We start from the raw sequence: 25,529 nt of genomic DNA, 5'->3' as shown, positions 1-25,529 counted from the left end.
TCCGGTCACTTCTCACAATGCCACTCTGACGCACCTCTAGAACAGCAGTGCATAGAGACCGACAGAGCTCGCAAACACGAATAGCTCCACTCATGCCGGGCCAAAGCGGATGCCGCCTAGGTTGTCGCGTAATTGTAAGCGATTGCCGTGGTATAGACAGTCAGAGCCCCCAGACCGATTGTAACAGCGCCAACGACACCTTGGATCGCGCGGTTGGTCCACGTCAGCCACCGGGCCGAGATTGCCAGCGGCACGGCGATGATGATCGAAAGGCAGCCCATTCCAAACATCGACCCGATGCCGAACAGCCCGACGTACAGCATTCCGTAAACGGGATTGCTGATTTGCGATACCGCGAGCACCAGCAACGCGGCCGAACCGGCAATCCCATGGACAAGCCCCACCAGCAACGAACGCCAGCGAAACCCGTGGTCATGGGTATGCGCGCGTTGCTGATCTATCGATCTTTCATTCCGATGGCTATGAACGTGAGTGTGCTTTGTTCCGTCGAAATGTCCGTGGCGATGAAAATGAACGCGATCACGCCATAGCTTCCAGAGAACATTGATGCCCAGACCGATCAACATCACGCCAACGGCAGTTTCGAGCGGTAGCGCAAGGCTTTCGGGGATCGCGTGGCCTAGCAGGATGGCGACACCAGCGAAGACGAAAAGGGCGAGCGTATGTCCGAATCCCCAGGTCAGCCCATGCCTGACGATATCGCCGACATTGGTACGCCGGGCTGCGATGCTGGAGACTGCAGCGATATGATCCGCTTCCAGCGCATGTTGCATGCCGAGCAGGAATCCCAGCCCCAAAATCCCGAACATCTGCGCCTCCGCGGTCTGTGGCAGACATACCCCGTTGCATATCGGGGAACAGCCGGCCGTTCGCACAACAATCAACGTTCGCGCAGATCGCGTATATCCATCTGCGATAGAGAAGCGTCAGAGCAGAACATTGAAGCGAGGACCTAGTCGGCGCAATCAATGCTCTAGGCGAACACAGCCTCGCCTGCCTTGCTCAATTCACGGCGCAACCAGTCGTACCAATCGCCAAGTCCCTCGCCGGTTCGCGCTGAAAGCTGAAACACCGCGATGTCCGGGTTAACAGTCCGCGCATTAGTCACCGCCCGCGAGACATCAAAGTCGACATGCGGCAGCAGATCGAGTTTATTCAAAATCATGATCTCTGCAGCACGGAACATGTGGGGATATTTCAGCGGCTTGTCTTCGCCCTCGGTCACCGAGAGGATCACAACCTTCGCGCGCTCTCCGAGGTCGAACATCGAAGGACACACCAGATTGCCGACATTCTCGATCATCACCACTGATCCCGCCCCGGGTTGCAGCTCGCGCAACCCGCGGGCAACCATGTCGGCCTCGAGATGGCACCCCGTGCCGGTGTTGACTTGCACCGCCGGTGCTCCTGCGGCCCGAATTCGCTCACCGTCATTGGCGGTCGCTTGATCGCCCTCGACCACGTAGATCTTTAGCTCGGCAGACAGGTCGCGAATCGTGTGCTCCAGCAGCGTCGTTTTGCCCGAACCCGGCGAGCTGACCAGATTGAGCGCGAGGATTTCGCGACCCGCAAACCATGCCCGGTTTTTGGCCGCCAGCGCATCATTCCTTGCGAGGATCCGTGTCTCCAGCTCGATCACGCTGCCCCCAGCGTGATCGTGTCGATGCTCCACGCTGTGATCATCGTGGGCTGCATGACTATGGCTATGACGTGTGCCATCGGCGTGAACATGATCGTGGAGATGATGATGGTCGTGGAGACCGTCATGGGGGTGGTGGTGATCGTGACTATGCATGACACCATCGCCCAGCAAATGTTCATGTTTCAGGTGCTGCGCATGCTCATGGCTATGATCATCGTGATGGGAATGGCCGCTCATATCGATTTCCTTCCCGGTCTGAAGATTTAGGACTGTGGCGCCTCGCTTGTCTCCGCATCCGCAATGACCACACATCAAGCGACCTCCTCTTCCAGTTCCATGCTCTTGATGTTCAATTCTTCGCCCTGCAATCGCGTCAGCCGACGCGAACCGCAGCTACACGCGCTGAACAGAGTCCGGGTGACGAACTCCAGTCCACAAGAATCGCAGCGGGCGCGTCCCTCGATCCTCCTGATCTCCAGCGTTGCGCCTTCCAGCATCGTCCCCCGGGCAACCGTCTCGAAGCAGAAGGCGATCGCGTCCGGCATCACGCCGGACAATTCGCCAACATCAAGATTGACGCGGCGAACCCGACGGCCCTTGGCGGCGTCGCCAACGATCGCGATAACGTTGCGAGTAATACCTAGTTCGTGCATGAGCAGCCTCAGCAAATCCGCGGCAATTGCTCGCCCACCAACATGTCGACGATCCGCTGTCCGCCAAACACGGTGCGCATGGTGACACGCCCTGGCTCTCCCCGTTTGACCCTGCCGACGACTGCGGCCCCCGCGCCCAGCGGGTGAGCCCGCATGGCTGAGAGTGCGGCATCGGCCTGTTCGGGAGGCGTGATCACCACAATCTTCCCCTCATTTGCGAGATAAAGCGGATCAAGGCCAAGTATTTCGCAAAAGGCCTTCACCTCCTCGCGAATAGGAGTGGCGCGTTCGTCGATCTCAATCGCAACCTGGGAGGCTTCGGCGATCTCGTTGAGTACTGTCGCCAATCCACCGCGCGTCGCATCGCGCATGAATCTAACTTCGGGTGCCGCCTCTAAAAGTCTTTCGATCAGGCCATGAAGGCAGGCGCAATCGCTTTCGATCGTCGAATCAAGCGCCATGTCCCCGCGCGCGCACAAAATCGCTGCGCCGTGGTCACCGAGCAAACCATTGACCATCACCACATCGCCTGGCCTGGCGTTGCCGACTTCGAGTTCGAGGTTTCTGCGGATCACGCCGATCCCCGTGGTGGTGATGAACAGCTTGTCGCACGCGCCACGTTGCACCACCTTGGTGTCGCCGGTGGAGATGACAACGCCGGCTGCTTGGGCGGTCATTGCCATCGAGCGCGCAACTTGGCGCAAGAGCTCGATGCTCGTCCCCTCCTCGATGATCACTGCACACGATAAATATAGCGGCTTCGCTCCCCCGACCGCGAGGTCGTTGACCGTTCCGCAAACCGCAAGTTCTCCAATATCGCCGCCGGGGAAGAATAACGGATCAACTACAAAGGAGTCCGTCGTGAAAGCGAGCCGGTCTCCATAGCCAGCCAGTTCGGCCAGGCTGAACCGAGCCTGGTCTTCTAGGGGCGCGAGCGAACGATTGTCGAAAGCCGCGACGAACACGTCGTCGATCAGATCCTTCATTGCCTTGCCTCCACCACCGTGGGCAAGCGTGACCTTATCGACACTGACTTTGCCGAGCTTCCGAGCGTGAATGAACGGCGCGACGTTCATACTGCCTCCTTGTAGCTCTTCTGGCCGCCATATTGGTAATAGGCTGCACAGGCGCCCTCGGACGAAACCATCAACGACCCGAGCGGCATCTCCGGCGTACACGCCGAGCCGAATACCTTGCACTGCCACGGCTTGATAACGCCCTTGAGCACCTCGCCGCACTGGCACGACTTCGGATCGGCGATCTTTAAGTTGGGGATGGCGAACTTTCGCTCAGCGTCGTAGCCAGCATACTTTTCGCGTAGCTTAACACCGGAGTGGTCGATGGAGCCAAGCCCGCGCCATTCGAAGAACTCACGCAGTTCGTAGACGCGTGAGACCGCTTGCAGCGCGGCTGCATTTCCGCCATTCGGAACGATGCGGGCATACTGATTTTCAACCTCGCTGCGGCCATCCTTGATCTGCTTCAACACCATCCAGATGGACTGAAGGATATCGAGCGGCTCAAAACCGGCCACCACCATCGGCTTTCGGTAGAAATTGGCGATGAATTCGTAGGGAGTTGTGCCGATCACCATTGAGACGTGACCGGGTCCAAGGAAGCCATCGAGCTGGAGGCCCGGGCTGTCCAGGATGGCCTTGATTGTGGGAACAATGGTGATGTGATTGCAGAACACCGAGAAGTTGGTAATTTCCTCGGCTTCTGCCTGCAGGACGGTCAACGCCGTCGATGGCATCGTGGTCTCGAACCCGAGCCCGAAGAAAACGACCTCGCGATCCCTGTTCTTGCGGGCAAGCGCCAGCGCATCCATCGGCGAATAGACCATCCGAACGTCGGCACCATCGGCCTTCGCCTGCAGCAGGCTCTTCTTCGAACCCGGAACCCGCATGGCGTCGCCGAAAGTTGCAAAGATGACGCCAGGGTTCTCTGCAATCGACACGCAATCATCCACGCGTCCCATAGGCAACACGCAAACCGGGCAGCCCGGTCCATGGATCAGTTCGATCTCCTTGGGCAACATGCCCTCGAGGCCGTAGCGGAAGATTGAATGCGTGTGACCGCCACAGACCTCCATGATATAAATTGGCCTGTCGGGCGGCAGCGTCATGGTTGAGACCAGCGCTTCGATTTCCCGGACCAGAAAGCCAGCCTTTTCAGAATCGCGAAATTCATCGACATATTTCATGCTGCCGCCCCTTTCGTGGTGGCTGATCCGCGGTCGTCCGCCAGTAGCGTGTGCACGAGATCCCACAAGATATGATAGGCCGCCACGTGACATTCCTGGACGCGGTGGATGGATGTCGTTGGCACCACTAGGCAGAAGTCGACCAGACCTGACGATTTCATCTTGCCGCCGTCGCCGCCCGCAAGGCCGATCGTGACGATGCCAATCTCCCTGGCTTTGGCGAACGCGGCCATCAGATTGGTAGAATTGCCGCTGGTGGAAATGCCAACCAACGCGTCACCGGCTTTTCCCTGCGCCAACAGCTGACGGACAAAGACGTGCTCGAAGCCGAGATCGTTGCCAACGGCGGAGATCATTGCGAGGTCCGCAACGAGATTGGTCGCGGCGAGCGCCGGCCGCCCTGCAGTGATGGGATGAACAAATTCCACGGCCACATGGGAAGCATCGCAGCTTGACCCGCCATTGCCCATCGAGAACAGCCGGCCGCCCCGCCGGTAGACGTGGGCTAGAGCCTTGGCGGCGGCAACCAGAACCGGCCCCTGCTCGTCGAAGAAGCGGGAGTTGGTCTCGCGGGAGTCGCGAGCTTTCTCATTGACCGAATGCAGGAGCGCCGCGTCTAACCGCGCCGGTGACTGAGGTTGTCCGTGCAAAAACGGGTAAAGTGCCGTGAGATCGCTCTCGTTGGACATGGTGAGACCCTCCTTACTGGGCCGCCGACAGCTTCATTGCCTCAATCTCGGCCTGGGCTTCGCCGAGTTCGATCAGTATTTTCAAGGTCTGGGCCGCCTCTTCCTCGTTGATCCGACTCATCGCGAAACCGACGTGAACCAGCACCCAGTCGCCGACGCACGACTCGACCGGATGGTCGTCGTTCACGATGCAGGCGATGTTGATTTGTCGCTTGACGCCACCAACGTCGACCGTTGCGAGGCGCTTGGTCACATCGTCGATCTTCACGATGCGTCCGGGAATGCCGAGACACATGACCTGCTTCCTTCTGTTGACGGCCTTTGTTTATCGATCAGATGCGCCGCAGCGATGGCCGCTTGCCCCAGTGCAAGTCCACCGTCGTTGGCGGGAACCTGAGCATGCGAGAGCACCGAAAACTTCGCCTGTTCAAGGCGACGGCTGACTTCCTGGAATAGAACCCTGTTCTGGAAGCAGCCGCCCGACAAGGCGACCGTCGAGAAACGCGGCTGCGTCGCATCGTCCTCACCGCCGGCGAGCTTTCTCGTCATAGCGACTATCGATATCGCCAAGCCCTTATGGAAGCGTGCGGCCATGACTGGCGCCGGCGTGTTCAGGATGAGATCACCGAGCACTGCGGCCCACATGGCTCGCGGCTCGATATAAGGCAGTCCTGACCCGGGCAAGTTCGGAATTGTCAGGGGATAGCCGAGCTCATCCCCCTCATTCAGCATCGTATCAGGATCGACAAGGGCTTCCAGTCGCGCCGCGGCCTCACCCTCGTAAGCCTGCCGCTCACGGCAGACATCCAGCGCCGCGGCAACGGCGTCGAACAGCCGACCACATGACGACGCCGGCAGCGCGTTGATGCCCTTCTTGATCATGGCATCGAGGGTGCCGCGCGGCTTGCCTGACAAATAGCCATGCAGTGGGAGCTGGTCGAAATTCATGGAGAATTCCGGCCACTTCATCTCGGCCATCAGGTGCGCGTACAGGTTTCGCCAAGGCTCGCGGGCTGCAGTAGCCCCACCGATCATCGCGACCGGCTTGAACGTGCCAAGCCGTTGGTAGCGCCGGTAGTCGGCGAGCAAGAATTCACCGCCCCACAGCGTACCGTCGCCGCCCCAACCCAGACCGTCGAGCACGATACCGAGCACGGCGGGGGCATCCAGCGGATAATTGTTCTCGGCCAGGCAGGAGGCGATATGGGCGTGGTGGTGCTGAACTTCAACAAGCGGCAGCCGATCGGCGACGGCACGCTCATGGGCGAACTTCGAGGACAGATATTCGGGATGCAAGTCGACGGCCAGAGCGGCCGGTGCGTGATCGAACAAGCGAGCATAGAGCGCGAGATTCTTCCGGTAATCATCGAAACATCTCGCATCCTCCAGATCGCCCTGATGCTGCGACAGGATAGCGGCACCATCCTTGAGGAGGCAGAAAGTCGATTTCAACTCGCCGCCCATGGCCAGCACATCTGGCGCTGCCTCGAATCCCCTGGGCAGGACTATCCACTCCGGTGCGTAGCCGCGGGCTCGGCGCAGCAGCCTCACGCGGCCGCCGACGACGCGCACGACAGAATCGTCAATTCGGTTCGCGATTTCACGACCGTGGATCAGCGCATAGGAAGCGATCCCGCCAAGCCGTTCGCGCGCTTCCTCGTCTAACACAACCTGCGGCTCGTCCGAGAGGTTGCCGCTGGTCATCACCACCGGCCGGGCCATCCTACGCAACATGAGAAGATGCATCGGGGTCGTCGGCAGCATGAACCCCAGCGTTGCAAGAGCCGGCGCAATTGAGTCCGGCAGTCTTTCCGGGCCATTGGCCTCGAGCAGCACGATCGGCCCTGAGGGCGCCGCCAACAATGCTTCTTCCTGGGCGCTCACGCTGCAATAGCGACGAATCACGTCGAGATCACGGGCCATTAGGGCGAACGGCTTGGCGTCACGATGCTTCGTTCGGCGCAGCCTTGCTACGGCGGCGGCGTTCGTGGCATCGCAGGCCAACTGATAGCCTCCGAGACCCTTGATCGCGACAATCTCGCCATTCTTTATCAGGCCACACGCGGCATCAACATCATCCATCATCGAGAACTGGTCGAAGCTAAACGCCCGGCCGTCGAAACGAACCAACCTCGCCCTCGGCCCGCAGGCATGACAGGCGATTGCTTCGGCATGGAAGCGGCGATCGGCGGGGTCTTCGTACTCGAGCCGGCAGTCTGCGCACATCACAAATGGCGCCATCGTGGTACTGGCGCGGTCATAGGGGATAGCGCTGACGATGCCGAGCCGTGGTCCGCAATTGGTGCAGTTGGTGAACGGATAGCGATAGCGGCGGCCGAACGGGCTGGTGATCTCCTCGGCACATTCGGCGCAAATCGCGGCGTCAGGTGCAACTTGGGTGTTTGCGCCACCGGTAAGGCTCCCGGCGATGACGAATTGCCCTGGCAGACCACCACGAGCGGGCCCTGTCTCGACTGCATCGATACGGGCCAGTGGTGGCGAGTCAGTGTGGATGCGGGCGATGAGCGCAGCTATGGTGCGCTCGCTGCCGTAAAGGCGGATCAGCACGCCGTCCGCGTCATTTCGAACGTCGCCTGACAAACCAAGCTCACGCGCGAAACGCCAGACCGCCGGCCGAAAGCCAACTCCTTGCACGCGGCCGCGCACTCGAATCTCCGCTCCGACATTAGCGTCCGGTTGCGCGATGCTGCTACGATCGGTCACGAAACCGTCTCCCAGAGGAGCACGCGATTATTGCCAGCGTCAGCCACGACCAGCAGATCATCGCTGGCCGAAGCAGCGTAGGGCCAGCACAGGCTATCGCGCGTGGCAGAACGCCACCTATTGTCTCCTCTGGCCGAGAACATGGGCTGCCCAGCAAGCGCTATGGCAGGAGAATCCATTGATAGCCCGTCTAGTCCGAATCCAAGCAACCGCGAATTGGCGGTATCGGTCACGATCAGCATTCCGCCTTGCAGGGTGAGTCCGTACGGCATGTTCATCGCGCTGGATGTCGGGTAATAGGAGGCGCGGTTGTGATCAAGGTTTGCGAAATCGCACTGGCCGAGCACGAAATCGCAGGGCTGTCCGATAGAACGCGGAAACGTTCTCCATGCCATTACGCGATTATTGCCAGCGTCAGACACGAATAGCATTCCGTTGCAGGCCGTAATGCCGTGGGGCCAGCGCATGCCGACCGCGCCGCCGGCCTGCCCAGCATTGTCATCGCGGGTCACAAAGTCGAGCTGCCCCAAGACCAGATCGGCCGGCGTGCCGTTCGAGATTGGAATACGATCCCAAACCAGTACACGGCGATTGCCCGTGTCGCAGACGATCAATTTCCCGTCCACGATCGCCACCCCGTAACACCAGTTCAATGTGTCCGCTTGGGGCGCGTTCGCGCTGCGATTGGCAAACCCACTGGAAAAATCTGTCTGCCCAAGCACCACATCTGGGGGCTGGTTGGATGTTTCGGGGTAGCTATGCCAGATCAGAATGCGGTGGTTCCATGCATCGGCTACGGCTAGGACGCCATTAGACGCTGCGATTCCAGTCGGCATGTTGAGCGTCGCCGGTCCCACGTCGCCTTTGGCGTTGCGCCCTTCCCGCGAAAAGTCCGGTTGACCGATCACCAGATCAGCCGGTGCCTGATCGGCCAATGGCAAAGATCGCCAGATCATGAGCCGATGATGGCCTGTGTCACAGACAAACAGCGGCCCTTGCGCGCCGGCAAGGCATGCCCCACGCGGGCCGAACAGGGTTGTCGGGCCTGGCACGATTGATTGCGCCAGACCATTCGGCAGCGCCTCGCCCCCAAGGACAGCGCGCGCGCCGCCATGAGCCAAGAGCGGCCGCGCGACATGGTTATCTCCGGCCCTGGCAAGAGCCTGATGCAATCGGTGCGGGGCAAAGGAAACCTGCATGGCTACACCGAAATCCTGACCTCGACCCGAGCGCCTATAACGCGAACAGCATGGGATTGGAGCGCCACCTCCGGAGCGGTGAGGCATTCGCCGCTTGAAAGGTCATACTGAAAGCCATGATGCGGACAGGTGATAATGCCGCTTTCCACCTCGCCGTCGTGCATCGGAAAGCCGAGATGGGCACAAGCATTCTGGAAGCAAGTGACACTCGCACCCGCACGCGACAACAATAGCTTCTCTCCCCCAATGGTGATCGCGCGAACCCCACCTTCCGGAATGTCGGCCAAAAGACCAGCCGAGAGCCAGTTCCCTTGTGCGTCAAGCGCGAACGGACTGACAAAGCGAACTCCGTTGTCCGTGGAGCTGCCCAGTCCTTTCACCTGTACAATCTCTGTAATTTCTGGACATGCCTCCTCGACTGCCTTCTTCACGCCGGCGTGGAACGTCAATGCGGACGCGGGGCAGCCGTCGCACGCCCCAATGAAACGCACCTCCACCTTGGGTGGGTTCACCTGGACGAGCTCCACGTTGCCGCCATGCGAACCCAACATGGGGCGGACGCCCTCAAGCGCCGCTTCGACTCGTTCGTTGAGACTGGGTTTGACGATCTGATGCCGGCGCAAGACCGCGTAGACGACCTCGTCGGCGACCGCATTCTTCATCGCCGCAAGCGCGGCAGGATCAGTCTTGAGCGCGCGGATCAACCGGCGCAACGCCTCTCCATCCAGCGCCTCGATGGCCAGTTTGTAGGCGCCGACGGCCGCCCGCTGGGTATCGTCCCATGTCGCAAATATGGCCTCCAGTTGCTCGATGTCGCCGACCAAGCCGGCAAGATCGTCGCGCGTGGTCGAGATCATATCGTGGGCGTTCATATCGTTCTCACATGCGGATTCCCGCAGCATCACCGATAGCGGAGGTTCCGAAAGAGATAGGGCTGCAACCCACCGCCGACGAACGCCGCGACGGGCGCCGCCATCCACACCGGGGCACCCAGCTTTGCGATCATGACCAGCAACGATGCAGTCACAAGCACGCCTACAAAAATCATGAGGAATGCTTTGCGCGGTTCGGCAAACAACTTGCCGCGGAAGAACAAAACGATTGAATTCTGAGCCATTGCCCACATGATATCGTTCTCCTCAGCCGACAATTGTAAGGATGGCGAGCCCAAGAAAGGTCCCGGCAACGCCGGCCAGGGGCCCATAGAAGCCCCCCAGTAGCGCGGCCAGTTCATTCCCCAACATCTTGCCGCCGACGACTACGCCTCCGATGACGCCGCCGCCAATCGAGGCAACGACGCCCAGGATAAACGAAACAACCAACATTTCTGGAGAAGACGGTAGGGTCATAGATCGGAAGCTCCGGTTTCGTTCGGTTGACGATTGCTGGGATGAGAACGCACGACCTGGCCATCGGCCGAATTCGACGCCAGCAACTCGCGCTGAATCTGGTCGATCGCTTCGGCAACAACCTTTCCCTTCTCCAAGTCGCCATGCGCCATGAAGATCTCCCGCGCTTCGCCGTAGTAGGCGCGCGCTTGTAAAAGATTGGATCGATTGCCACCGTCTGGATCGGAGGGATCGTCGGGCAGATTCCACAGACAGTTGGCTTTGTTGCAAATAGTGTTCGCGTATTCGAGCGGGGTCGTCTCGGGCGTCCGCACCTTCAGCGCTTCGTCGTAGGCTTCAAGTGCGCGTATGTTGTTTGCGATCGTGTGGCTCGAGGACACATATTGCAGGGCGTTGCCGAGATTGTTCTGCAGCATCGCATATTCAGTTGGATTGTCGATCAGCGTGATGACTTTGAGACCTTCTTCGAAAGCCTGCACTGCAAGTGCTTCACGCATTTTTCCGCGTTCGTCCGTCATGGGGATCGAGAGAAACGCCGTGGCAAGGTTGTTCTGCAGGATCACGAATTCCTGCGGAAACTCAGATCGCGTGAAAGTCCGCAGCGCACGTTGATAAGCGGAAATGGCGTCTGTGATGCGGGCCTTGTTCACGCCTGCAAGATTCTGCAATACTAGCCCGAAATTCATCTCTGCTTCGGCAAGCTCTTCAGGCCTGCCGAGCTCGGTCATGGTCCGGATTGCCTGCTCAAAGGCCGAGCGCGCCTGCTCAAGCGCCGCTGTACCTTCCTCCGGTATGGCCTGTAGCGCAGTGCCTTTGCGCGCCAGAATTCGAGCCGATAGAAGCCGCATGTCCCCAGGACAAATCGCCAGCGCCTTGTCATAGAGGACAACCGCAGCATGAAGCTGATCCGGCGATTTGGGCTGCCGCTGCAGACCCATCGCAATCTCCATCAGCATCTCGGCCCGCTCGGACGGGCTCGCCTCGGCGTCATCAGCAGCCGCGAGGGCCGCACGCACTTCATCGCCGAGAAGTCCTGTAATCACTGCTTCCTCCGACCAGCGCATTTTTGGCTGCACGCTTGGTACGAGAGCTACTCTAGCAGCACGAAATCCGAACTGTCTATCTATTATGCGTTATGCAAACTTAGTTTGCAGGAAAGCGCCAGCGGCGATGAGCGCACCAGCTTCCGGCGACCACGCGACCGGCAGCTGCGAGGCGACGTATTCATCGACGGCGTGCTCGCGCAGGAAATCTGGCGCATGCACCACTCGGTCTCCTCGGCTGTTGCGAAGCTTGAGGAGATAGCCCCCGGCGGCGGCGTGACGGACTGGCATGATCCAGAGGTCATCCGCGCGGCGTAACAGGATGACCGCCTCCAACCCTGCAAAATAGCAGTCGTATGTTTCGCGGCTCAGATAAAGTGCCCCGCGCGCTATTCTGACAAAAAAGACAGCGGTCACGACGATCCCTCTGGGCCAAGACGTGCATCGATGAGCGTGGCAATGCGGTCGGTCACTTTCGCGACAGCGGCTGATGCGGCATCTGAGAGGCCGATTCCCAATTCGACTGTCTGCGCTTCAATCAAAAGCACGACGACGTCAGAGGGAAAGTCGTCGCGAAAGATCTTCCGGCCTGCGAAAAGTGCGTGATCCCACCGGAAATCGTGCAGGTTAAGCGATGGCTCGTAGCGCTGCTCCAGCTCGCTCCCTGGCACTTCGAAAACCGCCCCTGGCGAAGAGCCCGAGCGACACGCATCCACAACAATCAGCGTCCGGCACCCACGCGCCGCAAACATGGTCGCCATGCCGTCAGTTCCTGCAGCCAGCAGGCGGACGCTTTGTGGGCCCGCTCCAACACCGCGCGCTTCCAGCAGGCGCAGGACTTCAAGACCTGCACCGTCATCGAGGCGATTTGGATTTCCACATCCTATGACCACGATCATCGGGAGCCCGCTACGCTATTCGTCACCATCTGCGATCCCGCACCAGGCGACGATGTCTCATCGTGACATGATGCGCCGGGAACGACGCGGCGTATAGATCTGGTATCGGTCGCCTTCCGGCGCAGCATCGACACCTAAATGCGCCAAAGGCGGCAGGACCATTGGGGCTCAACGGGCACATCCAGCTCAGGCAGCTCGCAATAGCGGCGGTGGACCTTGTAATACATGCACGTTTCACACAGTTGCACGAGACCCTCGTGTTCGACCGGTTCGAGGGTAAATCCGCCGAGCACGAGCTTCCTCTTCAGCTCGTTTCCTGCGGCTTTCAGCCGGGAAACGATGGCCTGGACGTCTTCATGGGAATCGGCCCGTGGCAGTACCTCCGTTTTGAGGCCACCCGCCAGAAGAGCGCGAATCTCGTCCCGGATCTTTCCGTGGCACACGGCGTCATCTCTCCTGAGGTTCGCTCTCGCGGCTGTCAGTCAAGACATCAGATTCGCCACAATCGGCACCACCACTCTGGCTCGACAGGGACCGCAAGCTCCGGCAGGTCGCACCATCTTCGATGCACCAGATAGTACATGCACTCCAGGCATCGCTGGTTATCCGGGCCGTACGGATGGTTTACAAAGCCTCCGACCACCAGCTTGCCTTCAAGATCCTTCGGATCCAGCCGGCGAAGCTGGAGCAAAATATCGCCAAACTCCTTGTCGGTTTCGGGAAAAGGCTCAACTTCCGTTTTGAGCCCATTCTCGAGCATCTCGGCGATCGCCTTGAGCACAACCTCTTTGTCAGACGCCATGCGCGACCGCCTTTCGCTCGAAAAATTCAGCATATGACGTTACAACCGGCAATTTAAGCACCAGCGTCCCGATACCCACAGCGTGCCCGATGAGCGAACCTCAGGCCGTTCGGAAGCGCGCCAATTCCTCGCCTGTCTTTGCGTCATGTGCGTGGACGGTGCAAACCAGACAAGAATCGTACGAGCGGCAAACGTGACCGACCTCGACTGGGTCGTGCGGGTCCCTGATCGGAGAACCGATCAAGGCCTGCTCCATCGGACCGCGAACGCCATCGGCCGACCTTGGGCCAACATTCCAGGTCGTCGGGGCAATGATCTGGTAATTTTTGATCTTGCCATCCTTGACCTCGATCCAGTGGCAGAGTGCGCCACGAATGGCCTCTGTAGCTCCCCAGCCGCGTCCATCCCGTTCGGTGGGCTTGATATACCAGGGGTCGTTGAGCCGAAATTCACGCAACGCGCGTTCGGCCTGGCGATAAAGCTTAACGCCTTCATGCATGCGGGCGAAGTGCCGCAACATGACGTTTGCCCCACCCAACTTCCTGTACATGTCGAGTACCAGTGGATCGAAGTGCTGCCAGGCCTCCCCATGCGTGCCGCCGGCGATCAGCTGACGAGACAGCGGTCCAGCTTCCAGGCGTCCTGATTCGTCGTGGCGCACGGCCGTCGACCAGGAATATTGGCCGTCCATATTGATTGTGTTCTTCTGCGTAGGCACCGTCTTGCGATCGAAAGGATGCACCCCACCCGGCTCATCGTACCAGGAACGCATCGTATCTTCGCGCGTGTGCTTCTGATCCATCAGCTTAAAGCTGTTGGCGTTACCGTCATAAACACCGCTCTTCATAATCAAAGCAGCGTTACGCCCATCGATCGTCGGCTTCTGATATTTGTCTTCATGCGGCAAGTACCCCCACGAGACGAACTTTTCGTGGCCCTTCCCGAACTTGTCCATCCCACAGTCAACGCTCATCCGCCAGAACATTCCTAGGTCGGAATTTGCGTGCTCGGGCTTCTCGTCGAGCCAGGCCATGAAGTCGTCATAGGATTTAATCTCTTCGTAGCGCTCCAATGAACATCCGAGCCAGATTTTCTCCATCCAGTCACGGCGGAAATATTCCAGGATCGACCACGCTCTCGTGACGTCGGTCAAGGTCGGTGCGCACATCACGCCGCCCGGGACCATGTAGCTTGAGTGCGGCCACTGGCCGCCCAAAAGCGCGTAAATTTCCACTGGCTTGCCAGAGATCGTGACGCCGATTTCGTAATTGCTTCCGGTGAACGGTGCCCAGCGTTTGACGGCTTCTTCGTAGTATTTCGATTTCGAGTAGTTCTTATGCGTGTAATCGATCATGAACAGACCGTAGTGATGACGCGGCAGGCTCTGAAGGCTTTCGACAAGCTGACCGAGATTCCGTGCCAGAATCGCATTGCGGGGCACTTCCGTTTGCCACGCGGTATCGAGCGCCCAGGCCGCGCACGTCAGATGCGAAGCACCGCAAATTCCGCAGGCCCGAGGTGTGACCACAAGGCCTGCCTGGGGGTCCTTGTCACGCAAGATCACCTCGAAGCCGCGGAACAACTCGGCCTGGGTCCAGGCGTCGACGACGACTCCATCCTGAATGTTGACGCGGACATCAAGGTCGCCTTCGACGCGCCCGACGGGAGAAATATCAAGTGTTTGAACGGCTGAGGGCATAGGAATGCATCCTGATTTTACAAGGTGAAATGTCTGCGCGGTTGTTGGGTGAGCTGGCAGCTCAAACGACGAAGATGTCTTCCTCGGCCCAGGCCGGAGACGCCGCCTTGGCTGCTGCCGTGAGCTTGATGTACCCGGCCTTGTCGACGCCGAGCGGCATGTCCTTTGGAACACCCATCATCGTTTGCGTCTTGAAAACCGTGCCCGGCATCAAATCGAAGAATGGGAATTCCGGCTCCGTGCACCCCATGCAGGGCATGCCAGCTCGCGTCTTCGACGACTGGCGATTCCACAGGATACGATTGCAAGGCGAGTGCGTCATCGGGCCGCGACATCCAAGGTCATAGAACAGGCAACCCTTGCGCTGCCCGTATTCGGTCGCGGACACCTTGTAGGCGAAGTGCATGTTGCGGGTGCAGCCCGTTTGCGTGAAACTCGTAAAAAACGTTTTCGGACGCTGGAATTCGTCTAGCGTCAGGTCGCCGCCGCGTCCCGTAGCGACCGCAACAACGATTTGCGTTATCCAATCGGGATGCGCGGGGCAGCCTGGGACATTGATGACGGGCAGCCCGGCCTTGGATTTATAGGACGGCCCGAGAAATCCGCCGTGCTTGCGCTTCAGGAATTGCAGACCTTCGCTCTCCGACGGGTTCGGTGCCGTTGCAGGAATCCCGCCCCAAGTCGCGCAGTCGCCGATTGCGACGGTATAGCCCGCCACTTTCGCAAGATCGGCGACCCAATCCTTCATCGGACGGCCCGCAAACCGATTCCATTCGCCCGTGCCGTTCGGTGCGTTGACCACCGAGCCTTCGAAGACGAAAATATCCAGTGGCATGGCACCAGACACAAGCGCATTCAGCATTTTTCTGAGATTCTCACCGAGCTCCATGCCGAGCGAGGGGTGCCAGAGAACATTGATGCCAAAATCAGTGACCAGGTCGCAGGCGCTCGGCTCCTCCGCATTGAGGAACGACATCGTATTTCCCGAACATGCGCCGCCTTGGAGCCAAAGAAGATTCGCCATCAATTTCCTCCACTATGTTCTATCGCCAACCAATACGGCGCTTGAACAATAGTACAGCAAGACCTGTGCCGGATTGGGCGACCCTGAAAAGACCTTGTAAAGACAGATGCTTAGTGTGAAGTCGCCCAAGACGCCGAGGTGTTTCTTCTCGTGCATTGGCTGCAAAGAACGTTAGCTATGCAAAGTTAGTTTTCAAATTCGCTGACCGACGTAACGCGATAATGCGCGTCAACGAGCAGGTGCTCACGAGGGAATGACGCTCCAGGAAGAACATATTGCAGGTGGCCAACGCGGAGGGCTCGCTGCGCACACCTTTGGCCTCTTCAGAATTCGCCGCGCGCTTGGCACGCTTTCAACGCACCGGATGTTCTCTAAAATCCTGGCGTCTAGGTGCCGCGTAGTGAATTGTGTATTGAGCTCCGCGCGTTGACCGCAGCGAACCGCCATCAGACCGGCAGGCTCAGCGCACGGCGGCTTGCGGCTATCCGTGACGGTTGCCACATGCCGGGCATGTCACTTCCAGCAAGTATCCATACCAGATGCCGCGACACCGGCTGCACCAATGGCCGGTAGCCTGACGCTCGGGCAAGCCAAGAGCTTTCGAAAGCTGACTAGTGCCAAGCTCCCTGAAAGGTTCGGAGCTTCCTGCCGGGTTTACTCGCGATTGCGGGAAGCGCACAATTCGCGCTAAGGGATCGCTGCCGTTTGCATCCTTATTGTCGGGCATCGCAAACTTTCACTTAGCTTCGTCGAGACCATATCGCTTGATCTTGTTGGCTAAGCCAACGCGCGACAGACCGAGTTCGTTCGCAGCCCGGCTTTGGTTCCACCGATGGCGGCTCAGCGCTTCGTTCAGAACCTGCTTTTCGAGGCTCTCGACCTTATCCTTCAGTGTCGTTCCCTGCGGCACAAATGCAAGCGCTGCGGTTAATCGCGGACGTGGTGGCGCTGCGAGAATGGAGGGCGACATATACTTTGTTGTCAAATACTCACCATCTTCCGCCAAGGAGACCATTCTGCGGATTTCGTTTTCGAGCTCGCGGACGTTTCCCGGAAACTCGAACGCTGCCAGCTTTTCAAGGGTCCCAGCGGAAATGCCAAGAATTTTGCGGCCCATCGCATCGGCATGTTTGGCTGCGAAAAACTCCGCAAGGGCCGGAATATCGACAGGGCGTTCACGAAGCGGGGGCACCTCGAGTTCGAAGCCCTTGAGACGAAAATAGAGGTCCTGCCGATATTTTCCCGCGGCAACGAGCGCCTGCAACGGCCGATTTGACGCAGCGATGATGCGAACGTTGCAGGTCTGCGTTTTGTCGGAACCGAGTGGTTTGACTTCGCCCTCCTGAAGAAACCGTAGCAGGCTCACCTGAAAGGATGGCGACACTTCCGATATTTCGTCCAGGAAGACCGTTCCGCCGTCGCCGGCGCGAAACAAACCGAGACGATCGGAGATGGCGCCCGTAAACGCACCGCGCTTGTGGCCAAACAATTCCGAATGAAGCAACTCATCGGACATACCGCCGCAGTTCTGGACCATCAACGGACTGGTCTTACGTGTCGAATTGTAGTGAATTGCGCGAGCCAACAATTCCTTGCCTGTGCCGGTCTCTCCTTGGATCAGAATAGGTAATTCTGTTCGCGCCGCCTTCCTCGCAAGATCGCACAGCTCGCTGAGCTTTTCGCTCACATAGACCAATTTTTCAAAACGCTGGCTCTCGACATGCAACGAAGCGCCATTTCGTTGATGAACTCCTACCGTATCGCCTCGAATCTTGAACTCTCGCGACAGCATGCGATGCCGGCGTGAAAGCTCCCGCGACTCCAGCCCGCGCTCGACAACCAAGCCGATTTGCTTTGCATCCAACGGTTTTCGCACAAATTGATAGATCGCCGCCGGCGAAATCGCTTGTTGGCTCAGCTCCGTTTTAGCCTCAAGCGCGAGGACACGAACGATGTCCGGATGGCTGACACGCAAGCCGACGAGGAATGTCAAACCTTCTCCGCCTGATCCGTGTTCTGCCAGAACGAGATCTACGTGAGCGTCCGACAACGCGCTCGTCGCCTCTTCCGCCGAGCGGACGACCAGGACGCGATAGCCATATTCTTCCGATAAAACCACCTCGGCCGCCGACCATTGCGGTCCGCCTCGGGCAACGATGAGGACTGTTCCCTGCGTTTCCATGCAATGCTTCTTGGCTAATTGAAAACCTTCTTAGCAGCAGCGAGCGGAACCTTCAATGGGCATTCCGGGTGGCTTTGAGTGCTTAAAAAAGGCTGGCCGACACTGCTTGCCGCTGAAGGCGGAGAGTGCGGCCTTCACGGATTGCGATCAGACAACGGCCGCGATGAATGTTGAACGTCGGATAACCAGCTCATACAGCCTCACTCAAGCGCGGCTGCTTCTGAAGGACCCTCCGCCCGGGACGCTAACGTTTAGAGGTGGCGGCGTCATTGTCTCGCGCAACTGACCACACACGATCGGCGGCGCGTCGAACCGCACGCGCAGCAATCATACATAGTCGTACGCACCGATTTCCATACGGCCAATGAAGTATAATGAGTTCTGCTGCTGCATAGTCGGAGGCGCTTCTGAGTTGTCATCGCTCGTCGCTGACGTGCTTTCGGCGGATTCTCCGAACGATGGACCAAATCATGATTGCGGCAAGCGGAACAAATCCCGCAATCATGTAGTTCGGCTCAATCGGTACCCGTCCACTGTCATGAGCAGCTTTGACAACATATGCAAATAGCCCCACGACGTAATAAGTTATGGCCGCGACGGATAACCCCTCGACCGTTGTCTGCAGACGCAATTGCAGGCGAGTCCGGGCGTTCATTGATTGCAGGAGTTCCTGGTTCTGTTGCTCGAGCTCAACATCGACACGCGTTCGCAGGAGGTCTGCAGCGCGCGAAAGTTTGACCGAGAGATTGCCTTGCCGCGCATCGAGAGTGATGCAAGTGCGCATAGCAGGAGCCATTCGGCGCGCCAGGAAGGATGACCAAGTCGGAAACCCGCTCAGCTTTCTCTCACCAATCGTCTGCAGCCGCTGCGCAACTATCTCTTCATAAGCACGACTGGCTCCAAAGCGAAAACCGCTGGCGGCTGCGCCTGCCTCGACCTTCGCCGCCATCTCCGTTAGTTCATTCAACAACTGCCTGTTGCTGGCAATGTCGTTCGCCCTGCGCATTTCGTCCATTACTTCAGCTAACCGCTTTTCGACAAGACCTACGGTGGGCGCGAGCCGATGAGCTTCGGGCAAGCCAAGAAGGGCGAATGTGCGATAGGTCTCAACCTCAATGACGCGCTGAACGAGTGCTCCCGCGCGCTCTCGGTCTAGTCCTCGGTCGACAACGAGAATGCGAACAAATCCGCAGGAATCTGGCTGGAAATCGGTGGCATAAACGGCCTTCCCATCCGAGTTCTCTGCCATTGCCAGACTTGCGCGATCAAACAGAAGCTGCGGTGCTGGCCGATCTTGCTGTTCAGGGAGCAGATGCAAATCGAGAGCAACTAACAAGGGGCCTGGCTGGGGAACAAGCCCCATTACAGCTGCGAGCGACGTCGCTCCTGGGCTGAATGGCTCGACGTCGACATCTGATGGAATTTCCCAGGTATAAGTCGTGAACTCGGAATGCTGCTCCCATCGCAGAGCCGTCGTGCCGAGTTGCATGCGATGGTACCTTTCCTCCAGCGACGGTACCACCGGCCCATGTTTGCTGCATAGCTCTGCGAGATTGGCACGATCTATCCGCGCGCGTCCTTCCGAGGTATCGAAAGCGAAGTGCAGGATTCGGCTGGGAATGGAGATTGGCGTAAATGGACGAGCATGCAACTCGCCCAAGACCGCCGAACGCAATTCATGGGTTGATAGACTGCGCGCCTCATTATCAACGAGCAAAACGACATCATTCATTTGCAATTCCCGTGATCTTTAAAAGATGGACACTTCATCAAACGACCGGTACGCAAACTCCAGTGTACGGATGGGCTTCACCACGGCTGCGTTGTAACATCGCACATCCCAGATCCCACACCCCACATCCGAATTCACAAAGGGACGACTGTTCAAGGTTACTCGCCGCAAGCCGACGCCGTTCTGGCTGAACTATGTCGACATTGCCATGATAGTCGGGGGCTTGCCGGCATGGTCCTCGACGGCGCAATTCGCGGAAATCCGTGGCCGCACTTCTCCCGTGTACGCGCGCGGCGTCACCCATCGTGGTCCATATGCCCGTGAACGCGGGCGACATTATTGTAGGCGACTAGGACGGCCTCCTCGCATTCTGCCGTCCCTGGCCGCAACGGTCATCGAGAAAGCATTGGCGCAGGAGCAAAATGAACACGGCACTATCGACGCGGTCCCTGAGGGGCGATGGGATCGCGCCTTCGTCGATACGCTCGGGGCGCGTTGCGCGAACTGAGCGGCAAACGATGACATTCTGATCGCGCAGCCGTCCTATTTGCTCGTCCCACTATCCAAATCTACGACGCGCAAATGGTCGACCTGTACCATTGGGTCTGCGCACGGTGTTTCGGTGGCGTAAGGGCTGCGGAGAGAGTGGCACTCACACACGCAATTTTTTGATCATTCCACCTAGAATGACTGGGACTGCTAGTGGGCACTCACCCGCGCCGGCCCCGGCAAATTCAGAGCCTGCACATGGGCCACAAGCCGGCTGACGTTGGCCGTGACAGGATTTTCCCGGTGCATACGTCGTGCACACGACAGCTTTTAACCGGTTGAAACAATTGAACTCTCGGTCCAATCCATCAGCAAGTTTGAGCTAGCTCCAGCAATGGATATCCGACTGGAGCCAATCAAAGGAAACGTTCGTCCACTCCTTGCCCGCCATAGGTTCAAATCGTGGAGCTACCGCCGCTTCGACCGCGAACGGCTTGGACTTCGCGCGCCGCGCGAGATCTGTCCTACGGTTTGAGTGGACAAGCAGTGGGCGGAAGGGGTGTCTGGTCAACCTTCTTGAAGTTGCTCCACTTTTTCGAGCTCCGCGCGAGCAATCTACGGTCCTATCCACGGCGAGTTTCGCAGCCTCACGGCCGTAGTTTTCAGCCCTCTCGCAGCGCGCCAGCCTCGGCGGACACCCTGCTCTCCTCCCCCAGCCCCCGACACAGTCGCTCCATGCGCGCAAGTTCGTCGATGTCGTGCTGATGGCGCCCATGCAGGCGATCAGACTCCGGATCGCGACCACCCGTCAAGGAGCGTCCTTATTCGCAGGGGACTTCCTTTTTAATTCCGCGAAGGAAATGCCATTCCCAGTCGTCTGCGGCGTTGACCATCGGCAGCCTGGTTCTGCGTAGGGAAATGCTGAGCCCAATCGTCCGGGAAGTATACGTTCCTTTCAAGTGTAAATGGGCGCGTTGCCATAGCTAAGACCTCCATCACTTCGGAGCGCCGCAAGAGAATACCCAGATCATGACGATCTCCCAATCCTGCAGAGATCGCATGAACGAGGTAGGTCGCGTTTTCCGGTTGGGGGTAAGATTAGCGAAGAGTAAGGAGACTCTCCAGCTTCTCCGCCACGTCGCCCGCAGAGACGGACCTATTTTTGCTTCCGACCATTGAAAGAAGCTCTTCGATCCTCTCGTTAAGTCCTTCCGTTTCGTATTCAAGAGGATCGCCTCTGACTATCCTCGCCTGTCGCCTGGCTAGTGGCTCAAGATGGAAGCTCCTGATAGCTCGTCGACCGACATCGGTAATCAAGGCCCATAAAGCACTCTGACGCGTGGGGACAGGCTGCACATTGCAAAACTGCAGTTCACAAGCGCAACCGACAGCTTGGCTGAGCGTTACCAGAAAATGAGCCAGTTTGATTATCCATTTGTTCTCACGGTGCGCATTATACGGTGACGTCATTTGCAAGCGATTTGCGGATTAAGTGTTCTGGAATATCGAGAGAATGAGCCAGCAAGGTATTTTTGTTCTTCATCGAGCTTTCAAATGGGATCGCGCCGCTCGTGGCGGCACGTTGCCGAAAGATGACCGAAACGTTGGGCGATGGTCAGGTGCGTGATGACGGCATCACGTAGCGTGCCATCGATTGGTCTGGTCCGGCATGCGAACTCAAACCCTCTCGGAGACATCCGCGCCGCTGACGCCAATGAGCGTTCAGAACACCGCTAGCATTGGTTGTTGCTGGATTTTCTTTGATCTCCCGGTGCACACACCGTGCACATGGGCGCCACGGAAAAGCTATAGTGCTGCGATTTCAACGGCCTACCTTATCGCCTCAATAGGAACGTGCGCATTCTAACCTAGCCGAAATTGCACACGTTTGTACCCGATTTGAGCTCTCGGTGCGCACGCCGGGCCCTAGGGAGTGGAACTGGCGCGTCCAGGTCCGTCGCAAGAACCGCTATGTGTCAGAGACTTTCCGCCGTCGCAAGGACTGTGACGATTGATATGACCGGCATGATCTGCGGACTTGAGACGGTCATCGCCGCCGCGCACGGCCGGCACAGTTGCGCAGCAACGTGTTGAGCCCGATCAGATCAGGCTCGACCTGCCGCGGCTGAGAACGTCGCCGGCGCCTTTGTCGCCCACGATCCTGCCGTGCTCGTACACAACCCGGCCACGGGCGATCGTCGTTACCGGCCATCCCGTGACGTCGAACCCTTCCCATGGCGTGTAGTCCGAGCCGTGATGCAGATCCGCCTGCCGAATCGGTTTCTTCAATTTGGGGTCCCACAGCACGATATCCGCATCGAAGCCGATGCCGATCGAGCCCTTGCGCGGATAGAGGCCGTAGATGCGTGCATGGTTGGTCGCGGTCAGCTCGACGAATTTTTGCAGGCTGATCCGTCCCTTCGACACGCCTTCCGAGAACAGGATCGGCAGCCGGGTCTCGACGCCGGGAATGCCGTTGGGCACCCAGCGGAAGGAGGTGCGGCCGTTCGGCGTCAGCTTGCCCTTGGGATCGTCGTAGCGGAACGGGCAGTGATCGGACGAGAAGGTCTGGAACACACCCGTGGTGATGCCTTCCCAGATCGCCTGCTGGCTTTCCGCGTCCCGCGGTGGCGGCGAGCAGACGTATTTCGCGCCTGACATGTCCATGTTCAGGCTCTTCATGTCGTCGGCCGTCAGCGTGATGTATTGCGGGCAGGTCTCGGCATGAACGGGCAATCCGCGCTGCTGGGCCCAGCGCACCTGCTCCATCGCCTCACGGCCGGAGACATGCACGATCATGATGGGAACGCCGATCACCTCGGCATGACTGATGGCGCGATGCGTGGCTTCGCGCTCGACGGCCTGCGGCCGCGACACGCCATGGAAATATGGGGCGATATGCCCCTCTCGCTCGAGTTTTGAGGTGAGAAAACGGATGGCGTCGTAACCCTCGCAATGGACCATCACCAGCGCTTCTTCGCGGCGCGCGACCTCGAAGACCTCGAGCAGCTGCTTGTCGCTCAGCACGAGGTCGTCATAGGTCATGAATACCTTGAACGAGGTGTAGCCGTCCTTGACCAGCGCCGGCAGCTCCTGCCCGAGCACGACCGCGGTCGGATCGGAGATGATGAGATGGAACGCGGTGTCGATATAGCACTCGCCTTCGGCGAGCTTGCGGTAGCTCTCGACGCACGCCCGCAGCGAGGTCCCCTTCTCCTGCAGCGCAAAGGGCAGCACCATGGTGTTGCCGCCGGCGGCTGCCGAACGGGTCGCTGAGGCGAAGTCGTCGGCCATCACCACGTCGGGGCCGGAGGCCTGCGAGATGTGGACGTGGCTGTCGATCCCGCCTGGCAGGGCCAGCAGCCCGGTCGCATCGATCTCGCGGGCAGCACCCTCCAGATGATCCGCAATGCTGACGATGCGGCCGTCGCGAATGCCGATATCGGCGCGGAACTCGTCGCTGGCCGTCACGATGGTGCCGCCGCGAATAGCGAGATCGAGCTGCGTCACAGGAGTCTCCGTCACTTGATGACCGTCGATGTCTGGAAGATCCGCCCCCAATCGGCAAGAGCCCCGGCGTCGCCGCCCGCGAGCTCCAGGGTTCGCCACAGCGTGACCGCGACCGAATCGAGCACCGCGACATTCAATTCCCGTTCGAGCGAGGCCGTCAGCGCGGCGCCTTCGAGGTTGGTGCAGAGGATGACGACAGCATCGGCGCCGTCAGCCGCCACTGCGCGGATCATGTCCGCGATCGTCGCGGGCGCGACCTCGCCGAAGGAGAAATTGTCGCGCAGTCCGAGGTGCCGCTCCGCATGCGGGGCGATCCCCTCCTCTGCCCAGACGTCACCGATCCGCCGCTGCACGTCATCGGTATAGGGCGAGACCAGGCCGACATGTTTGGCGCCGAGCGCACGCGCGGCATCGATGCAGGCAAGCGTTGACGTTGTCGCGGGCACGCCTGTGCGCAACGTGATTGCCTCGCAAAGGCTCCAGTCTCGACCGATGCCGAGCCAGCTTGCGGACGTACCGTTCCAGGCGATGGCATCGACCTTCGCATCGGCGAGCAGGTCCGCCGCGGGCAGCATCACCGAGGCGTCGAACTGGTTCAGCGCGGCAGCGTCGAGTGCGATCTCGGTGACGCGAAAGCGCGAGAAGTGCGCGGTGACGCCGTCAACGCCATCCAGCATGGCACTGGTGACAGGCTCCAGCACCGAATTAGAGGACGGCGTGATCATGCCGAGGCGTTTGCGTACAATTGGCATCGATCGCAGTCGCTCCGTTGCGGCGAAAGCGCTCCTCCGCTTCCTCAAAAGATCATCCGCGTCCGCATCCGTCCACGCAACCCGCAATCTGCATGCTGCATACAATTTATTCGATATGCATTTGTTTTTAGCCACATACGTCTCCTATTTGGGCACCTCACATGAAGGAAATTGGCTACGATCGCACGTCAGCAGGAAGGCCGGCGTGCCGCAAAAATCCGAACCGAACCCGGGCCGAAAGTCCCCCAAACTCAAGCGGATGGGCCTGCACGAGCGCGCCGCCGCGCGGATGCGGACGATGATCATTCGCGGCGAGCTGCCGCCGGGATCGCAGACCCGGGAAACCAGACTGTCGAAGGAGCTCGGAGTGTCGCGCACGCCGCTGCGCGAGGCGATGAAGGTGCTGGCAGCCGAAGGATTGATCGAGCTGCGCCCCAACCGCAGCCCGCGCATCGCCGACATCGCCGTGGGCGGCATCTCCGAATTGTTCGAGGCGCTGGCCGGCATCGAGCGGCTGGCTGCCGAGCTTGCCGCGGAGCGCGCCACCGAGCGCGACCTCGCCCGCCTGCGCACGCTTCAGACCCGCATGGAAGGCCATCATCGCAACGGCAAGCTCGACGAGTACTTCGCCATCAACGGCGAGATCCACAACACCATCGTCCGCATGGCCCGCAACGCGCCGCTGCGGGAGGCGCACGAGACGCTGATCTCCCGCGCCGAACGCGCACGTTACCTCGCGCTCGGCGCCGACCGCCGCTGGAGCAATTCGGTCGACGAGCACGCCGGTATCCTGGCGGCGCTGGAGGCGCGCGACAGCGAAACCGCGGGCCGTCTGCTCGGTACTCATGTCCGGCGCACCGGCACGGCGCTGCTCGAAGTCATCGCGGCCTCTCAAGCCAAGCAGACGGCGGCGTAAT

25 protein-coding genes are annotated in these 25,529 nt (G+C 59.3%); 2 read left to right on the top strand and 23 right to left on the bottom strand.

Translation table 11 applies throughout. The annotated features are described in order from the left end of the window. Positions 1–116: 116 nt before the first annotated feature. The gene (locus AC0L3S_RS04240; protein ID WP_473257951.1) at positions 117–830 is read right to left on the bottom strand and encodes a HoxN/HupN/NixA family nickel/cobalt transporter; all 714 of its coding nucleotides are present in this window, start codon (positions 828–830) and stop codon (positions 117–119) included. Positions 831–994: 164 nt separating this feature from the next. After that, on the bottom strand, positions 995–1,660 hold the full coding sequence (hypB, locus tag AC0L3S_RS04235) for a hydrogenase nickel incorporation protein HypB (protein WP_473278184.1): 666 nt from the start codon (positions 1,658–1,660) through the stop codon (positions 995–997). Positions 1,661–1,684: 24 nt separating this feature from the next. Here hypB and AC0L3S_RS04230 point away from each other — a divergent pair, with 24 nt between their 5' ends. Next, positions 1,685–1,930: a hypothetical protein gene (locus AC0L3S_RS04230; RefSeq protein WP_473257955.1), complete on the top strand. Its 246-nt coding sequence runs from the start codon at positions 1,685–1,687 to the stop codon at positions 1,928–1,930. Positions 1,931–1,974: 44 nt separating this feature from the next. On the opposite strand, the gene AC0L3S_RS04225 is transcribed toward AC0L3S_RS04230, so the two are convergent. The 21 genes from AC0L3S_RS04225 to AC0L3S_RS04125 all read right to left on the bottom strand — a co-directional run bounded on the left by AC0L3S_RS04225 (position 1,975) and on the right by AC0L3S_RS04125 (position 24,612). Further along, positions 1,975–2,331, bottom strand: coding sequence for a hydrogenase maturation nickel metallochaperone HypA/HybF (locus AC0L3S_RS04225; RefSeq protein WP_473257958.1), 357 nt, complete (start codon positions 2,329–2,331; stop codon positions 1,975–1,977). Then, positions 2,325–3,392, bottom strand: coding sequence for a hydrogenase expression/formation protein HypE (hypE, locus tag AC0L3S_RS04220; RefSeq protein WP_473257961.1), 1,068 nt, complete (start codon positions 3,390–3,392; stop codon positions 2,325–2,327). Before hypE ends, AC0L3S_RS04225 begins: the two co-directional genes overlap by 7 nt. After that, positions 3,389–4,519 (bottom strand): hydrogenase formation protein HypD, encoded by a 1,131-nt coding sequence (hypD, locus tag AC0L3S_RS04215; RefSeq protein WP_473278183.1) that lies wholly within the window; start codon positions 4,517–4,519, stop codon positions 3,389–3,391. The genes hypE and hypD overlap by 4 nt, the downstream gene beginning before the upstream one ends. Further along, positions 4,516–5,208: a D-sedoheptulose-7-phosphate isomerase gene (locus tag AC0L3S_RS04210; RefSeq protein WP_473257967.1), complete on the bottom strand. Its 693-nt coding sequence runs from the start codon at positions 5,206–5,208 to the stop codon at positions 4,516–4,518. Before AC0L3S_RS04210 ends, hypD begins: the two co-directional genes overlap by 4 nt. 13 nt (positions 5,209–5,221) lie before the next feature. Beyond that, the gene (locus AC0L3S_RS04205; protein WP_007594357.1) at positions 5,222–5,503 is read right to left on the bottom strand and encodes a HypC/HybG/HupF family hydrogenase formation chaperone; all 282 of its coding nucleotides are present in this window, start codon (positions 5,501–5,503) and stop codon (positions 5,222–5,224) included. Next, on the bottom strand, positions 5,473–7,932 hold the full coding sequence (gene hypF / locus AC0L3S_RS04200; protein ID WP_473278182.1) for a carbamoyltransferase HypF: 2,460 nt from the start codon (positions 7,930–7,932) through the stop codon (positions 5,473–5,475). The genes AC0L3S_RS04205 and hypF overlap by 31 nt, the downstream gene beginning before the upstream one ends. Continuing rightward, entirely contained in the window at positions 7,929–9,131 is a 1,203-nt protein-coding gene (locus AC0L3S_RS04195; protein WP_473278181.1) for an NHL repeat-containing protein, read from the bottom strand. Before AC0L3S_RS04195 ends, hypF begins: the two co-directional genes overlap by 4 nt. 2 nt (positions 9,132–9,133) lie before the next feature. Beyond that, positions 9,134–10,003, bottom strand: a complete 870-nt coding sequence (locus AC0L3S_RS04190; protein ID WP_473278180.1) for a NifU family protein — start codon at positions 10,001–10,003, stop codon at positions 9,134–9,136. Positions 10,004–10,032: 29 nt separating this feature from the next. Further along, a complete protein-coding gene (locus AC0L3S_RS04185; protein ID WP_473278179.1) occupies positions 10,033–10,257 on the bottom strand; it encodes a hypothetical protein in 225 nt (74 codons plus the stop codon). A gap of 13 nt (positions 10,258–10,270) precedes the next feature. Then, positions 10,271–10,480, bottom strand: coding sequence for a hypothetical protein (locus AC0L3S_RS04180; RefSeq protein ID WP_473278178.1), 210 nt, complete (start codon positions 10,478–10,480; stop codon positions 10,271–10,273). Continuing rightward, a complete protein-coding gene (locus AC0L3S_RS04175) occupies positions 10,477–11,544 on the bottom strand; it encodes a hypothetical protein (RefSeq protein WP_473257986.1) in 1,068 nt (355 codons plus the stop codon). Before AC0L3S_RS04175 ends, AC0L3S_RS04180 begins: the two co-directional genes overlap by 4 nt. A gap of 69 nt (positions 11,545–11,613) precedes the next feature. Then, entirely contained in the window at positions 11,614–11,940 is a 327-nt protein-coding gene (locus tag AC0L3S_RS04170) for a hypothetical protein (RefSeq protein ID WP_473278177.1), read from the bottom strand. Continuing rightward, positions 11,937–12,422: a hydrogenase maturation protease gene (locus tag AC0L3S_RS04165; protein ID WP_473257993.1), complete on the bottom strand. Its 486-nt coding sequence runs from the start codon at positions 12,420–12,422 to the stop codon at positions 11,937–11,939. Before AC0L3S_RS04165 ends, AC0L3S_RS04170 begins: the two co-directional genes overlap by 4 nt. Before the next feature lie 134 nt (positions 12,423–12,556). Further along, complete coding sequence (locus tag AC0L3S_RS04160; protein ID WP_473278176.1) at positions 12,557–12,865, bottom strand: hypothetical protein; 309 nt, start codon at positions 12,863–12,865, stop codon at positions 12,557–12,559. A 47-nt stretch (positions 12,866–12,912) separates the two neighbouring features. Next, a complete protein-coding gene (locus AC0L3S_RS04155) occupies positions 12,913–13,224 on the bottom strand; it encodes a hypothetical protein (RefSeq protein ID WP_473258001.1) in 312 nt (103 codons plus the stop codon). 100 nt (positions 13,225–13,324) lie between these two features. Then, positions 13,325–14,923, bottom strand: coding sequence for a nickel-dependent hydrogenase large subunit (locus tag AC0L3S_RS04150; RefSeq protein ID WP_007594382.1), 1,599 nt, complete (start codon positions 14,921–14,923; stop codon positions 13,325–13,327). Positions 14,924–14,984: 61 nt separating this feature from the next. Continuing rightward, a complete protein-coding gene (locus tag AC0L3S_RS04145; RefSeq protein WP_473258381.1) occupies positions 14,985–15,947 on the bottom strand; it encodes an NADH-quinone oxidoreductase subunit B family protein in 963 nt (320 codons plus the stop codon). 736 nt (positions 15,948–16,683) lie between these two features. Beyond that, complete coding sequence (locus AC0L3S_RS04140; RefSeq protein WP_473278175.1) at positions 16,684–18,129, bottom strand: sigma-54 dependent transcriptional regulator; 1,446 nt, start codon at positions 18,127–18,129, stop codon at positions 16,684–16,686. Positions 18,130–18,544: 415 nt separating this feature from the next. Further along, entirely contained in the window at positions 18,545–19,861 is a 1,317-nt protein-coding gene (locus AC0L3S_RS04135; RefSeq protein WP_473278174.1) for a DUF3422 family protein, read from the bottom strand. Between the two features lie 2,589 nt (positions 19,862–22,450). Then, a complete protein-coding gene (hydA, locus tag AC0L3S_RS04130) occupies positions 22,451–23,860 on the bottom strand; it encodes a dihydropyrimidinase (protein WP_473278173.1) in 1,410 nt (469 codons plus the stop codon). A gap of 11 nt (positions 23,861–23,871) precedes the next feature. Next, positions 23,872–24,612 carry a maleate cis-trans isomerase family protein gene (locus AC0L3S_RS04125; protein WP_473278172.1) on the bottom strand — a complete coding sequence of 247 codons (741 nt, stop codon included), beginning with the start codon at positions 24,610–24,612 and terminating at the stop codon, positions 23,872–23,874. Between the two features lie 205 nt (positions 24,613–24,817). Between AC0L3S_RS04125 and AC0L3S_RS04120 the strand changes: the two genes are divergently transcribed. Then, positions 24,818–25,528 (top strand): GntR family transcriptional regulator, encoded by a 711-nt coding sequence (locus AC0L3S_RS04120; RefSeq protein ID WP_473278171.1) that lies wholly within the window; start codon positions 24,818–24,820, stop codon positions 25,526–25,528. The last annotated feature ends 1 nt before the right edge of the window (position 25,529 follow it).

The sequence above is a fragment of the Bradyrhizobium sp. Ken01 genome (assembly GCF_055807355.1).
The sequence above is the reverse complement of the archived record's forward strand: the minus strand, read 5'-3'. Positions and strand labels throughout refer to the sequence as shown.

What these genes read in the sequence shown, in the direction of transcription:
- AC0L3S_RS04240 (WP_473257951.1), bottom strand. Translation starts at nt 830, where the DNA reads ATGTTCGGGATTTTGGGGCTGGGATTCCTGCTCGGCATGCAACATGCG.
- AC0L3S_RS04230 (WP_473257955.1), top strand. Translation starts at nt 1,685, where the DNA reads ATGCTCCACGCTGTGATCATCGTGGGCTGCATGACTATGGCTATGACG.
- hypE (WP_473257961.1), bottom strand. Translation starts at nt 3,392, where the DNA reads ATGAACGTCGCGCCGTTCATTCACGCTCGGAAGCTCGGCAAAGTCAGT.
- hypD (WP_473278183.1), bottom strand. Translation starts at nt 4,519, where the DNA reads ATGAAATATGTCGATGAATTTCGCGATTCTGAAAAGGCTGGCTTTCTG.
- AC0L3S_RS04210 (WP_473257967.1), bottom strand. Translation starts at nt 5,208, where the DNA reads ATGTCCAACGAGAGCGATCTCACGGCACTTTACCCGTTTTTGCACGGA.
- AC0L3S_RS04205 (WP_007594357.1), bottom strand. Translation starts at nt 5,503, where the DNA reads ATGTGTCTCGGCATTCCCGGACGCATCGTGAAGATCGACGATGTGACC.
- AC0L3S_RS04195 (WP_473278181.1), bottom strand. Translation starts at nt 9,131, where the DNA reads ATGCAGGTTTCCTTTGCCCCGCACCGATTGCATCAGGCTCTTGCCAGG.
- AC0L3S_RS04190 (WP_473278180.1), bottom strand. Translation starts at nt 10,003, where the DNA reads ATGAACGCCCACGATATGATCTCGACCACGCGCGACGATCTTGCCGGC.
- AC0L3S_RS04185 (WP_473278179.1), bottom strand. Translation starts at nt 10,257, where the DNA reads ATGTGGGCAATGGCTCAGAATTCAATCGTTTTGTTCTTCCGCGGCAAG.
- AC0L3S_RS04180 (WP_473278178.1), bottom strand. Translation starts at nt 10,480, where the DNA reads ATGACCCTACCGTCTTCTCCAGAAATGTTGGTTGTTTCGTTTATCCTG.
- AC0L3S_RS04175 (WP_473257986.1), bottom strand. Translation starts at nt 11,544, where the DNA reads ATGCGCTGGTCGGAGGAAGCAGTGATTACAGGACTTCTCGGCGATGAA.
- AC0L3S_RS04165 (WP_473257993.1), bottom strand. Translation starts at nt 12,422, where the DNA reads ATGATCGTGGTCATAGGATGTGGAAATCCAAATCGCCTCGATGACGGT.
- AC0L3S_RS04155 (WP_473258001.1), bottom strand. Translation starts at nt 13,224, where the DNA reads ATGGCGTCTGACAAAGAGGTTGTGCTCAAGGCGATCGCCGAGATGCTC.
- AC0L3S_RS04150 (WP_007594382.1), bottom strand. Translation starts at nt 14,923, where the DNA reads ATGCCCTCAGCCGTTCAAACACTTGATATTTCTCCCGTCGGGCGCGTC.
- AC0L3S_RS04145 (WP_473258381.1), bottom strand. Translation starts at nt 15,947, where the DNA reads ATGGCGAATCTTCTTTGGCTCCAAGGCGGCGCATGTTCGGGAAATACG.
- AC0L3S_RS04140 (WP_473278175.1), bottom strand. Translation starts at nt 18,129, where the DNA reads ATGGAAACGCAGGGAACAGTCCTCATCGTTGCCCGAGGCGGACCGCAA.
- AC0L3S_RS04135 (WP_473278174.1), bottom strand. Translation starts at nt 19,861, where the DNA reads ATGAATGATGTCGTTTTGCTCGTTGATAATGAGGCGCGCAGTCTATCA.
- AC0L3S_RS04125 (WP_473278172.1), bottom strand. Translation starts at nt 24,612, where the DNA reads ATGCCAATTGTACGCAAACGCCTCGGCATGATCACGCCGTCCTCTAAT.